Here is a 13,129-nt window from a genome sequence, read left to right on the forward strand (position 1 = left end):
TTGAGAGACCGAGGGCCTGGCGCCGGCTAGCCGGCCGTGGCGGGGGCGATATCCAGCCACGCCCCCGCGCGCGTCAATGGGGCGGCCTGTTCCGGCCGCTCGATCGGGCTGGTGACGATGCGCTCGAAGGCGGGCAGGGCGGCGAAGCAGGCGGGCTTCAACCGTCCCAGCTTGCTGGAATCGACGACGAGGATGGCTTGCGCGGCGGTATCCAGCGCCACCTGCTTCACCGGTACCTCGTTGAAATTGGTGCAGGTGATGCCGCGCGTCGCATGTACGCCGCCGGCCGAGATGAAGGCCTTGTTGATCCGCAGCCGGCGCAGATTCTCCAGCCCCTCCTCCGACAGGAAGGTGGCCGAGGCCGGATGGTACAGCCCGCCCAGCAGGATCATCTGCGTCCTGGGCCGCCGGCTGGCCAGGGTAGCGATGTTCATGGCGTAGCAGATGATGGTGAGGGAGAGCTCTGGCGGCAGCATCTCCACCACATGCGGCATCGTGGTGCCGCAATCGATGAACAGCGTGTCGCCATCCTCCACCAGCCGGGTGGCGTGCCGCGCCACCTGCCGCTTGGCGGCGGCGTGGCTGTCCTGCTCCCGCTCCAGCGTGTACTGGCCGCGGCGGGAGAAGCGGCCCGCCGGCACCACGTAGCCGCCCAGCAGGGCCAGCGCCTGCCCCGGCTGCGCCAGGTCCCGCCGTAAGGTCATGGAAGAGACGCCGATCGCCTGGGCGGCATCCTCCAGCCGCGCGGGCGCTCCGTCCTGCCGCAGGAGATCCTGCAACCGGGCCAGCCTGGCTGTGCGCCGGGCGCCTGCCAGGCCTCCGGTCGAGCTGCCCTCCGACATGCGGTCCCCCACCCTCCGGGTCGCTTGACGGACCCACTGGTTAATGTGAGGATTATAACAATTGTTATAAAACTGACAAATCCAAAGGGAGAGCGGCTTTCCGACTGGCCGTCTCCCTCGCCAGGACGCCGAATGCCATGACCCAGACCGCCCCCGCCACGCTGTCCGCCGCCGATCTCGCCGCGATGATCGATCACACTTTGCTGAAGGCCGACGCCACGGAGGCCGAGGTGCTGCGGTATTGCGATGAAGCGCGCCAGTACCGCTTCTGCTCGGTCTGCGTGAATCCGACCCATGTCGCGCTGGTGGCGCAGGCGCTGCATGGCAGCGAGGTCCGCACCTGCTCGGTCGTCGGCTTCCCGCTGGGTGCCACCACGCCGCAGGACAAGGCGGCGGAGACGGCCACGGCCGTACGCAACGGCGCCGACGAGATCGATATGGTCATCAATATCGGTGCGCTGCGGGATGGCCGGCTGGATGCGGTGAAGGCCGATATCGCCGCCGTGCGCGCCGCATGCCCCGGCAAGGTGCTGAAGGTCATCATCGAGACCTGCCTGCTGAGCGACGAGGAGAAGCGCACCGCCTGCCGCATCTCCGCCGAGGCCGGGGCCGATTTCGTCAAGACCTCCACCGGTTTCTCCACCGGCGGTGCTACGACGGCCGACGTGGCGCTGATGCGCGGCGTGGTGGGCGAGGCACTGGGGGTGAAGGCCTCCGGCGGCGTGCGGAATCACGATGCGGCATTGGCGTTGATCGCCGCTGGTGCTAGCCGGATCGGCGCGAGCTCCGGCGTGGCCCTGGTCGGCGGCGCGCCGGCGGCCACCACCGGCTACTGACGACTGAGACAGCCTGAATCAGGGAAGGAAACAGCAGCATGGTCGAGATCAACCGGCGTTCTTTTGGTGCTCTGGCCGCGGGCGGCCTGATGGCCGCCACCCTGGCCCGCCCGGCCTGGGCGCAGGGTGCCGCCGTCGACGCCAGCAAGGTGTCGCGCGACATCAGCGCCCGCGCCACCAAGAAGTACTCCATCGCCACCGTGGTCAAGGTCGACGGCATCGCCTGGTTCGACCGGATGCGCACGGGCGTGAAGCAGTTCGGCGCCGACCAGGGCCATGACACCTGGATGGTCGGCCCCAGCCAGGCCGACGCCGCCGCCCAGGTCCAGCTGGTCGAGAGCCTGATCGCCCAGGGCGTCGATGCCATCTGCATCGTTCCCTTCTCGGTCGAGGCGGTGGAGCCGGTGCTGCAGAAGGCGCGGCGCCAGGGCATCGTGGTCATCTCCCACGAAGCCTCCGGCCTGCAGAACATCGACTATGACATCGAGGCGTTCGACAACCACGCCTACGGCGCCAAGCTGATGGAAGTGCTGGCGCGGGATATGGGCGGCGAGGGCAAGTACGTCGCCACCGTCGGCAGCCTGACCTCGCAGTCGCAGATGGAATGGATCGACGGCGCCGTCGCCTACCAGAAGCAGAACTTCCCCAAGATGCAGGAAGCCACCCGCCGCATCGAGACCTACGACGATGCGACGACCGACTACAACAAGCTGAAGGAAGTGCTGACCGCCTACCCCGACCTGAAGGGGATCGTCGGCGCGCCGATGCCGACCTCGGCCGGCGCGGGCCGCCTGATCGCCGAGCGCAAGCTGGCGGGCAAGCTGTTCTTCTCCGGCACCGGCCTCGTCTCCGTCGCCGGGCAGTACCTGCGCAACGGCGACATCAACTACATCCAGTTCTGGGACCCGGCAGTGGCTGGCTATGCCATGAACGTCATGGCGGTGATGGCGCTGGCCAAGAAAGAGATCAAGGCGGGCCTCGATCTCGGCCTCGCCGGCTACAACTCCTTGCAGGCGCCGGACGCGCAGCGCCCGAACATCCTGGTCGGCCAGGGCTGGGTGGGCGTGACCAAGGACAACATGGCGCAGTACAACTTCTAAGCATAACTTCTGACCGAAGCGGACAGGGGCGGCGCGAGCCGCCCCGAACCCTTCTGGCGACGGATTTTCATGACCGCTCCGCTGATCGAACTCCGCCACATCGGCAAGAGCTTTGCCGCCGTGCGGGCGCTACAGGATGTTTCCCTCACCATCGGGCGGGGCGAGATCCATTGCCTTGCGGGGGAGAACGGCTCCGGCAAATCCACCCTCATCAAGGTGATTTCCGGCGTCTGGCAACCCGACCAGGGCGAGATCCTGATCGATGGCCAGAAGATCAGCGGCCTCGACCCGCGCGCCGCCATCGCCCATGGCGTGCAGGTCATCTACCAGGACTTCTCGCTGTTCGGTAACCTGACCGTGGCCGAGAACCTGGCGCTCAGCACAGAATTGCAGGCCAAGCGCAAGCTGGTCTCCTGGGGCCGGGTGCGCCGCATCGCGGAGGAAGCCAAGCGCAAGCTGGGCGTCGAGCTGGACCTGGACGCGCTGGTGGAAACCCTGCCGACCGCCGGCAAGCAGCTGGTGGCCATCGCTCGCGCGCTGATGTCCGACCCCCGCCTGCTGATCATGGACGAGCCTACCACCGCCCTGACCGGGCGGGAGGTCGAGGCGCTGTTCCGCGTGGTGCGGGACATCCAGTCCCGCGGCATCGCCGTGCTGTTCGTCAGCCACAAGATGCGCGAGATGCTGGACATTAGCGAGACACTGACCGTCATCCGCAGCGGCACCGTCGTCGCCGCCGGGCCGATCTCGCAATTTGACGAAGGCTCCATCACCCGCGCCATGACGGGGCAGGAGATCGCGGCCGAAGGCTACCGGTGGGACGGCCCGGCCGGCGCTACGCCGCTGCTGGACGTCTCCGGCCTGACCATTCCCGGTCAGTTGGAGGATATCTCGCTCCGCGTCATGCCAGGCGAGATCGTCGGTATTTCCGGCCTGCTCGGCTCCGGGCGGACGGAGCTGGCGCTGGCGCTGTTCGGCATGCAGCCGCGCTATGACGGCCAGATCCGCATCGACGGCAAGGACGCCCGGCTGGATAGTGTCCAGCGCGCCATCGCCCACGGCATCGCCTATGTGCCGGAGGACCGGCTGACCGAGGGCCTGTTCCTGACCCAGACCATCGACCGCAACATGCTGGCGACCTCGCTGGGCCGGCTGAGCCGGGGCGGCGTGGTGCATGGCGGCCGCGCCGCGCAGGAAGCCGCCGGCATGATCCAGGACATGGCCATCGCCACACCCACCGGGGACCGCCCGGTGACGCAGCTGTCCGGCGGCAACCAGCAGCGCGTCGTCATCGGCCGCTGGCTGCTGAACGACCCGCGCCTGCTGATCCTGAACGGCCCGACCGTGGGCGTCGATGTCGGCTCCAAAGCCGGCATCCACCGCAAGATCCGCGAACTTGCCCGCGAGCGCGGGCTGGGAGTTTTGATGATCTCCGACGACCTGCCGGAGCTGGTGGACAACTGCAACCGCATCGTCGTGCTGCATCGCGGCCGCGTCGTCTCCGACACGCCGACGGCAGCCACCAGTGAAGCGATGCTCAGCGAGCAGTTGGGAGCCCTGGCATGAGCGGCCTTGCCGTTGCGCTGCGGCGCCATCCGGAACTGATGGTCGCCGCCGTGCTGGTGCTGTCGGTCATCACGATCGGCCTGATCAACCCGGTGTTCTGGCAGCCCTCCAACATCTTCAGCCTGCTGCGCGCCAGCGTCATCACCGGCATCCTGGCGCTGGCGGTGCTGATGGTCATGCTCTCCGGCGGTATCGACGTCTCCTTTCCCGCCTTCGCCATCGCCGCCATGTACCTGACGGTGAAGGCGATGATCGCCTGGGGCTTCGACGGCGTGCTACTGCCCTTCGCCATGGCCACCGGCATCGGCGTGCTGCTGGGGTTGGTCAACGCCGTCTTCGTCCATTACCTGCGGATGATCCCGCTGATCGTCACGCTCGGCACCGGCACGGCCGTGCGCGGCTTCATCCTGGGCGTGGTCGGCACCAGCCAGATCAATATCGACCAGATGCCGCCGCTGCTGATCGGCTTCGCCCGGAGCGAATTGTTCAGCGTGACCCAGGCGGATGGCAGCCAGGCCGGCCTCTCCGCCATGGTGCTGGTCTATGCCGTCATCGCGGTGCTGGTGCACCTGATGCTGCGGCATACGATGATGGGCCGCAGCATCTACGCCTTGGGTGGCGGCACGGAAGCGGCGCGGCGCGTCGGCTTCAATGTCCGCCGCACCACCTTCTTCATCTACGGGCTGGCCGGCGCCCTGGCGGGTTTCGCCGGCCTGCTGCACGGCGCGATGATCTGGACCGCCAACCCGCGCGACATGGTGGGGCTGGAGCTGGACGTCATCGCCGCCGTCGTGCTCGGTGGCGCCAGCATCTTCGGCGGCCGGGGCAGCGTCATCGGCACCGTGCTGGGCGTGCTGACCCTCGTCGTCATCACCAACAGCCTGATCATCCTGGGCGTCGATACCACCTGGCAGCGCGTGGTTGTGGGGCTGATCGTCATCGCGGCGACGGCGGCCACCGCCTGGCGCGACCGCAAGCGCATCGCCTGAGAGCAGGGGCCGCATCATGACCGCCATCACCCAGCGCCTGCGCCGCATCGATACCAACCTGCTGCAGCTTCTGCTGCTGACCGTGCTGATCTTCGCCGGCATGGCGGCCATGAACCCGGAGCGGTTCCTGCGCCCCTATGTCTTCGAATCCATCACCTTCATCGCGCCGGAACTCGGCCTGCTGGCCATCGCCATGATGGTGGCGATGCTGACGGGGGGCATCGACCTCTCCGTCATCGGCATCGCCAACCTGTCCTGCATCCTGGCCGGCATGTTCTTCCACGCCGTCGGCGCGCCGCGCGGGCCGGATCTGGTAAACCTGCCTCTGCCGATGGTGGCGGCGGGCATCGGCATCGCCCTGGCCACCGGGCTGATTGCCGGCGCGGTGAACGGGCTGCTGATCACCCGCCTGCGCGTGACGCCCATCCTGGCCACCATCGGCACCGGGCAGGTCTTCACCGGCATCTGCCTGGTGCTGACCGGCGGCCCGGCGGTGGTCGGCTTTCCCAAGCTGTGGGGGCAGATCGGCAACGGCACCGCCTTCGGCATCGCGGTGCCGCTGATCGTCTTCCTGGTGGTCTCGGCGCTCGTGTGGTTTCTGCTGACCCGCACCGCCTTCGGCATCAACCTGGCGCTGATCGGCACCAACGCGAAGGCGGCCACCTTCGCCGGGCTGCGCACCGGGCGCACCGTGTTCTTCTCCTACGTACTGACCGGCGGCCTCGCCAGCATCGCCGGTATCTTGCTCTCCGGCCGCACCAATGCGGCGAAGTCGGATTACGGGGTGTCCTACCTGTTGCAGGCGGTGCTGATCTCGGTGCTGGCGGGCACCAACCCGGCGGGCGGGCGCGGCAGCGTCGTCGGTATCGGGCTGGCGCTGGTGGCGCTGATGCTGCTCTCCTCCGGCTTGCAGATGATGCGGTTCAGCAATTTCCTGGTGGACCTGATTTGGGGCGGCTTCCTGCTGCTCTCCATCGCCCTGGCCGCCTGGCGAAACCGGGTCCGCTGAGCATGACCGCCACCATCCCCCTGCACCCCGGCCTGGCCGGGGAGGCAGCGTGCCAGGTCCTGGCGGCGGGTGAGCTCTCCGCCAGCCTGTTCCGCTACCACACCGGCATCCCCGCCCTGCGCCTGCGCAACAGCCGGGGCGAGGTGATCATCCTGCCCTGGATCGGTGGCATGATCTGGTCCGCGCGCTTCGACGGCGTCGAGCTGGGCATGACCAGCGGCTTTGATGCGCCACGCCCCGCGACCAGCATCGCCGAGACCTATGGTTGCTTCGCCTTCCACAGCGGCCTGCTGCGCAATGGCGTACCTGCGGCCGGCGACGACCATGCGGCGCATGGCGAGTTTCCCTGCGCGCCCATGGACCGTGCCTGGCTGGAACTGGGCGAGGACGCGGCCGGCCCGTTCCTGCGCGTCGTCAGCGCACGGGAATACGTCATGGGCTTCGGCTCCCACTACCGCGCGCAGCCCTCCGTCACGCTGCGTCCCGGCGCGACGGTGTTCGGCATCGGCCTGCAGGTGCAGAACCTGTCCGGCAAGCCGATGGAGCTGATGTATATGTGCCACGTCAACTTCGCCTTCGTACCCGGCGGGCGCTGCGTGCAGCCGGCCCCCTTCACGCCGGACCGCACGGCGGTGCGCCATGCCGTGCCCGCGCATGTGCAGCCCAACCCGGTTTATCTGGACCTGATCGAGGCCCTGGCGCGCGACCCCGCACGCATGGAAACCCTGTCGGAGCCGGATCTCTATGACCCGGAGCAGGTATTCTACCTGCACGGCCTCGGCACCGATGCCGCCGGCGACACGCATCTGATGCTGGCGCGGCCGGAGGGCGATGGCTTCGCCATGTCCTACGCCCCCGCCAGCTTTCCGCATACCGTCCGCTGGATACTCAACGATCCGGACCAGAAGGTCGCCGCCTTCGCGCTGCCCTCCACCTGCCAGCCGGAAGGCTACACGGCGGAAAAGCGCAAGGGCCATGTGCGCCTGCTGCCGCCGCACGGTGCGGCCGAGTTCGCCGTCCGCACGGGCTATCTGGACCGTGACGCCGCCGCCCGCACGGGCGCGCTCATTTCTTCCCTGCGATAGGAGCGAGCCATGGGTGCACGCATCGGTGTAGTCGGCAGCAATATGGTCGACCTGATCACCTATACCGACCGGATGCCGGCCGCCGGGGAAACCCTGGCCGCGCCCTCCTTCGCCATGGGCCCGGGCGGCAAGGGCGCCAACCAGGCCGTGGCCGCCGCGAAGCTGGGTGGCGACGTGCTGCTGGTCAGCCGGGTGGGTGACGACCTGTTCGGCGGCAACACCATCAAGAATTTCCAGGATGTCGGCATCGACGCCCGCCACGTGCTGGCCGTGCCCGGCACGCCGAGCGGCGTGGCGCCGATCTTCGTCGAGCCCTCCGGCGAGAACCGCATCCTGATCATCAAGGGTGCCAACGACCACCTGCTGCCCGCCGACGTGGATGCCTCGGCCGAGGACCTCAGGACCTGCAGTCTGATCCTGCTGCAGCTCGAGATCCCGCTGGAGACCGTCTACCACACCATCGCCTGGGCAGCGCGCGAAGGCATCGAGGTGCTGCTGAACCCGGCGCCGGCAGTGCCGGAGCTGGATGTCTCCCGCATCCTGGCCTCGACCTTCGTCGTGCCGAACCAGACCGAGCTGACCATCCTGACCGGCATGCCCGCCGAAACCCCCGCGCAGGCCGAAGCCGCCGCGCGCAGCCTGGTGGATCGCGGCGTCAAGACCGTCATCGTAACCCTCGGCGCCGATGGGGCGCTGCTGGTCTCCGATGGCCCGGCGGTGCACGTGCCCTCCATCAAGGTAAAGCCGCACGACACCAGTGGAGCCGGCGACGCCTTTATCGGCGCGTTCGCGCAGCACTACGTCAAATCCCACGATGTCGCCGCGGCCATGGCCTGGGGCGCGCGCTACGCGGCGGATTCCATCACCCGCCCCGGCACGCAGAGCGCCTTCGCAGATGCCGAAGCCTTCGCCCATTTTTGCGGGAAGTTGGAGGCGTAAGGACTGCGGAGGCAGGAAGGCCGGGGAAGGAATTCCCCGGACCCCTTCTTTTTTCTTCGAGTTGGCGTCGCGGGCTCAGGACTGAGAACAGACGCTGCTTGATGATATTTATCATGGGCCACGCAGGCTGAACCGTCAGTCGCTGGAGGTCCAGAACCTCCGGCGCACCCAGCCGTCCCTCAGGTCGGCCCCTTCAACAGCCACGCCCGAAAAACTCGAAAAAAGAAAAGAAGGGGTCCGGGGAATTCTTTCCCCGGCCTTCTCGTCTCCGCCCCCAGGCCACCGCCACCGGCCATCTCAGGCCTTGCGCTGGCGCAGTGGAATCTCGCCAGCGGTGAACTTCGCCTCGGTCATGGTCGGCAGGTCGAAATAGTCGCGGGTGGAGGCGTAGCCGTGTCCGCCCATGCGGCCCACGGCGTCCATCACGGCCGGGTCGATATGCAGGCTGTCATTGACCGCGTCGGCGCGGATATGCGCGTGCACGACTTCACCCAATACGATCTCGCGCGAGTTGCCGATGTCCAGGAAGGAGTGCAGCCGGCATTCCAGCGCGGCGGGCGCGCCGATGATTCGCGGGCTGGCGACGGCGGTGCCTGGGGCGATGGCCAGCCCGGCATGTTCCAACTCATCGACCCCGGCGCTGAAGGGCACGGCGGTGACGTTCATGGCTTCCAGCAGCGCGTCGGAGACGATGTTGACGGTGAAGACGCCACTGTCGCGGATGTTGCGCCCGGTGTCCTTGGGCGCGCCGTCCGGCCGGAACTCGACGCCGAGGGCGACGATGGCCGGGTCGGCGGAGAGGCAGTTGAAGAAGCTGAACGGTGCCGCGTTGGCCCGGCCCTCGGCATCGATCGTGGTGACCCAGGCAATGGGGCGCGGCACCACGGTGCCGATCAGGATCTTGTAGCGCTCGCGCGGGGTCAGGGCGGCGAAGGCGAAATCGACGGTCTTCATGATGCGGTCCGGCGCTTGCGGGTGGTACGGGGGGCAGGGGCGGCGGCCAGCAGGCCTTCCGCGTCGGCGTAACGGGCCAGTACGTCGCGGATATCCCGCTCCGGCCGGGGGCTGATCAAGGCCCGCTCCATCACGGCGCCCAGATGGTCGTCCATCAGGCGGCGGCAGCGTTGCGCGTCGCCGGCCGCCAGGGCGGAGATGAGGTCGCGGTGTTCGCTGACGGCGCATTCCGACGAATGCGGCCGGCCATAGATGGCCAGGATCAGGGAGCAGCGGGACGCCAACTCATTGATGTAGCGGTTGAGCACGGCATTGCCGGTCAGTTCCGCCAGCAGCAGGTGGAACTCGCCGGCGAGGCGGATGGATTCCAGCCCGCCGCGCCGGTGCGCCTCTTCCTCCGACGCCACATGCGCTTCCAGGCGGGCGATCGCGTCCGGGTTCAGACGCCCGCAGAGTTCCTCGACCGCCAACATCTCCATGGCCCGGCGGACGGAGAAGACATCGCGCGCTTCCTCCAGGCTCGGATAGGCCACGGCGGCACCGCGATTGGGCCGGTGCTCCACCAGGCCTTCGCTGGCCAGCCGCGCCAGGGCTTCGCGCACCAGGGTGCGACTGACGCCGAACTGCTCGCCGATGGCGTCTTCCGGCAGCTTGGCGCCCGGAGCCAACGCCTGCTCGATGATAGCGCGGCGCAGCGCGCGGTAGACCAGGGAGGAGCGGTGGCCGGGGCCGGCGGAGACGGTGTCGGGGGCGATGTCGGGGTCCATGTCGCGCTGGCTTCGGGTAGCGGGGCAAACCGGGCTGTAGACAGCCCGAGAAATTGCATACAATAATCCGCCAGTTTCGTCGACAATATTCACGGCCACGACCACGGCCCGCCCCATCCGACCCGTCCCGCCGAGAGGAAGCCGATGCCCAACACCCTTCTGCTGAAGAATGTGCGCCCGATGGCCGGGGAGGCGACGGATGTGCTGATCCAGGATGGGCGCATCGCACGCCTTACCTCCGGCCAGGTGGCGGAAGGCATGGCGGTGGAGGATGGCGGCGGCGCCATCCTGCTGCCCGGTCTGGTGGAAGCGCACACGCATCTGGACAAGACGCTGTGGGGCATGGGCTGGGTACCGAACAGCGCCGGCCCGCGGTTGATCGACAAGATCGACAACGAACGGACGCTGAAGGGCGCACTGGGAATCGACCCGGCGCGGCAATCCGCGCGGCAGGTGGTGCAATCCCTCCGCAAGGGTACCACGCAGATCCGCACGCATGTGGACGTGGATACCGTCGTCGGCCTCTCTGGCATGGAGGGCGTGCTGGCGACGCGGGAACGCTACGCCGATGCGATGGACATCGAGATCGTCGCCTTCCCGCAATCCGGCATGCTGGTCCGCCAAGGCACGGTAGAGTTGCTGGAGGAAGCAATGCGCCTGGGTGCCGACGTCGTCGGTGGCCTCGACCCCTGCGGGATCGACCGGGACCCGAAGGGGCACCTGGACGCCGTGTTCGCGCTGGCCGAGAAGTTCGGCAAGCCGATCGACATCCACCTGCATGAGCAGGCGTTGCTCGGCGCCTTCAGCATGGAACTGATCTTCGAGCGCACCCGCGCGCTGGGCATGGAAGGGCAGGTGACCATCAGCCACGCCTTCTGCCTGGGCGACCCGGATACCGCGATGGTCGATGCGCTGCTGGAGGAGATCGCGGCGCTGGACATCGCCATCATGACCACCGGTTCCGCCAGCCGCCCGGTGCCGCCGGTGGCCCGCCTGGCCAGGCGCGGCATCCGCACCTGCGCCGGCTCGGACGGCATCCGCGATACCTGGGGCCCCTATGGCAGCGCTGACATGCTGGAGCGCGCCATGCTGATCGGCCTGCGCAACAACTTCCGCCGGGACGATGAGGTGGAGCTGGGCCTCGCCGTCTGCACCACCGGCGGCGCCGCCACCATGCGCACCGCCGGCTACGGCCTCGCGGAAGGCTGCAACGCCGACCTCGTGCTGGTGGAGGCGGAGACGCTGGCGGAAGCCGTCGTCAACCACCCGGAACGCAAACTGGTGCTGAAGCGCGGCCGCGTGGTCGCCCGGGACGGCGAGGCGCTGGTCACCGCACCCTGAGACGAAACCGGGTCTAGTGCGTGATGGTTTTGCGGCGGAACCACCGCAAGCCTGAGACCCGCGATCGAACAAAGCCCGAGTGCATGCTGCGCGAACGCATCATGCACTAGTCCCGCCACGTCACCCCATCGCGCTCCGTCAGCGCGATGGCGGCGGAGGGGCCCCAGGTGCCGGCGGCGTAGGGGCGCGGCGTCATGGCGTTCGCCGCCCACCCCTGGCGGATGGCGTCGATCCATTCCCACTGCGCTTCCACCTCGTCCCGCCGGACGAACAGCGTCGGGTCGCCCTCCACCAGGTCCAGCAACAGCCGTTCATAGGCGATGCGCCGGCGGATATCGGCGAAGGCGGAGGTGCCGAGATCCAGCGGTACTTCCCGCAGGCGGACACCGTCCCGGTCCAGCCCGGGTTGCTTGGTCATCATCAGCAGCCGGATCGTCTCCTCCGGCTGCAGGCGGATGACCAGCTTGTTCGGCTGCACCACAGCGCCACGGTCGGCAAAGATCGAGTGCGGGACGGCGCGGAACTGGATCAGGATCTCCGACTGGCGGGACGGCATGCGCTTGCCGGTGCGCATGTAGAACGGCACGCCCTTCCAGCGCCAGTTATCGACATGCGCCTTGATGGCGACGAAGGTCTCGGTATCCGAAGCACGGCCCAGTTCCTCGACATAACCGGAGACCGGCATACCGGCGACGGCGCCGGGGCGGTACTGGCCGATGACGCTGTGCGTCGCCGCATTGTCCCGCCCGATGCGTCGGAGGGAGCGCAGAACCTTGACCTTTTCCGAACGCACGGCGCTGGCATCGAACTGCGCCGGCGGTTCCATCGCCACCAGCGCCAGCAATTGCAGCATGTGGTTCTGCACCATGTCCCGCAGGCTGCCGGTGCCGTCGAAATAGTCGATGCGGCCTTCCAGCCCCACCGTCTCGGACACCGTGAGCTGAATGTGCTCGATGTATTGCGCGTTCCATAGCGGTTCCAGCAGCAGGTTGCCGAAGCGCAGGGCCAGCAGGTTCTGCACCGTCTCCTTGCCCAGGTAGTGGTCGATGCGGAAGGTGCGGCTTTCCGGGAAAGCCTCCGCGACTGCGTCGTTGATGTCGCGGCTGGAGGCGAGGTCGCTGCCCAGCGGCTTCTCCAGCGCCAGCCGTGCATTCTCCCCCGCCAGGCCGGAGGCCGCCAACCCGGCGATGGTGGCGCGGAACAGGGACGGCGCGGTGGAGAGAAAGATCGCCACCGGTTGCCGCGCCGGGTCCACCACCGCGGCCAGTGCGTTGAACTGTGCCGGGTCGCTGGCATCCAGCGTCACGTAGCGCAGCCGGCCGAGGAAGCGCGCCACCAACTCCGGCTTCAGCCGCTCCGCCTCCACCACCTGGCGTAAGGCGGCCTCGGCCATGGCGCGGAAGGAGGCGTCGTCATGCGCGCTGCGTGCCGTGGCGACGATGCGCAGCCCCTTCGGCAGCAGCCCATCCGCATCCAGCCCGAACAGGGAGGGCAGCAGCATGCGCCGGGCCAGATCGCCGGTGGCGCCGAACAGCAGCAGGGATTGCGCCGGTTGGATCGTGGCCAAGTCTCATACTCCCAGGCATGGCCCACAGGGGCCGCTCGGCCCGAGTGTGACGCCAATTCACCGCGCTGTGCAGCCCGCCCCGGGGCCGGGGGGGCGGGGCGGGCTTGCAGGGCAGGCATGACCTGCACGCAGCT

Annotated in this window: 12 protein-coding genes; 8 read left to right on the forward strand and 4 right to left on the reverse strand. The window is 68.2% G+C overall.

The window, feature by feature from the left end; all coding sequences use genetic code 11:
- Positions 1-26 precede the first annotated feature (26 nt).
- Positions 27-779 carry a DeoR/GlpR family DNA-binding transcription regulator gene (locus IBL26_RS10200; protein ID WP_241749233.1) on the reverse strand — a complete coding sequence of 251 codons (753 nt, stop codon included), beginning with the start codon at positions 777-779 and terminating at the stop codon, positions 27-29.
- Between the two features lie 200 nt (positions 780-979).
- Between IBL26_RS10200 and deoC the strand changes: the two genes are divergently transcribed.
- The 7 genes from deoC to rbsK all read left to right on the forward strand — a co-directional run bounded on the left by deoC (position 980) and on the right by rbsK (position 8,366).
- Entirely contained in the window at positions 980-1,678 is a 699-nt protein-coding gene (gene deoC, locus IBL26_RS10205; RefSeq protein ID WP_187784371.1) for a deoxyribose-phosphate aldolase, read from the forward strand.
- Between the two features lie 38 nt (positions 1,679-1,716).
- A complete protein-coding gene (locus IBL26_RS10210; protein WP_206684187.1) occupies positions 1,717-2,778 on the forward strand; it encodes an autoinducer 2 ABC transporter substrate-binding protein in 1,062 nt (353 codons plus the stop codon).
- A gap of 69 nt (positions 2,779-2,847) precedes the next feature.
- Complete coding sequence (locus IBL26_RS10215) at positions 2,848-4,344, forward strand: sugar ABC transporter ATP-binding protein (RefSeq protein WP_187784372.1); 1,497 nt, start codon at positions 2,848-2,850, stop codon at positions 4,342-4,344.
- On the forward strand, positions 4,341-5,333 hold the full coding sequence (locus IBL26_RS10220) for an ABC transporter permease (RefSeq protein WP_187784373.1): 993 nt from the start codon (positions 4,341-4,343) through the stop codon (positions 5,331-5,333). Before IBL26_RS10215 ends, IBL26_RS10220 begins: the two co-directional genes overlap by 4 nt.
- 16 nt (positions 5,334-5,349) lie before the next feature.
- Positions 5,350-6,342, forward strand: coding sequence for an ABC transporter permease (locus IBL26_RS10225; protein WP_187784374.1), 993 nt, complete (start codon positions 5,350-5,352; stop codon positions 6,340-6,342).
- 2 nt (positions 6,343-6,344) lie between these two features.
- Entirely contained in the window at positions 6,345-7,427 is a 1,083-nt protein-coding gene (locus IBL26_RS10230) for an aldose 1-epimerase family protein (RefSeq protein ID WP_187784375.1), read from the forward strand.
- 9 nt (positions 7,428-7,436) lie between these two features.
- Entirely contained in the window at positions 7,437-8,366 is a 930-nt protein-coding gene (gene rbsK, locus IBL26_RS10235; protein WP_187784376.1) for a ribokinase, read from the forward strand.
- 297 nt (positions 8,367-8,663) lie between these two features.
- Here the strand turns inward: rbsK and IBL26_RS10240 are convergent, their stop codons facing one another.
- Together IBL26_RS10240 and IBL26_RS10245 are read right to left on the reverse strand one after the other, a co-directional pair.
- Complete coding sequence (locus IBL26_RS10240) at positions 8,664-9,320, reverse strand: flavin reductase family protein (protein WP_187784377.1); 657 nt, start codon at positions 9,318-9,320, stop codon at positions 8,664-8,666.
- On the reverse strand, positions 9,317-10,087 hold the full coding sequence (locus IBL26_RS10245) for a GntR family transcriptional regulator (RefSeq protein WP_187784378.1): 771 nt from the start codon (positions 10,085-10,087) through the stop codon (positions 9,317-9,319). The genes IBL26_RS10240 and IBL26_RS10245 overlap by 4 nt, the downstream gene beginning before the upstream one ends.
- 144 nt (positions 10,088-10,231) lie before the next feature.
- Between IBL26_RS10245 and IBL26_RS10250 the strand changes: the two genes are divergently transcribed.
- Positions 10,232-11,428 (forward strand): amidohydrolase family protein, encoded by a 1,197-nt coding sequence (locus IBL26_RS10250; RefSeq protein WP_187784379.1) that lies wholly within the window; start codon positions 10,232-10,234, stop codon positions 11,426-11,428.
- Positions 11,429-11,534: 106 nt separating this feature from the next.
- Here the strand turns inward: IBL26_RS10250 and zwf are convergent, their stop codons facing one another.
- Positions 11,535-12,995 (reverse strand): glucose-6-phosphate dehydrogenase, encoded by a 1,461-nt coding sequence (gene zwf / locus IBL26_RS10255; RefSeq protein WP_194443566.1) that lies wholly within the window; start codon positions 12,993-12,995, stop codon positions 11,535-11,537.
- Positions 12,996-13,129 lie beyond the last annotated feature (134 nt).

Origin of the sequence: Teichococcus aerophilus (assembly GCF_014490485.1) — a bacterium.
Classification (GTDB): Bacteria; Pseudomonadota; Alphaproteobacteria; order Acetobacterales; family Acetobacteraceae; genus Pseudoroseomonas; species Pseudoroseomonas aerophila.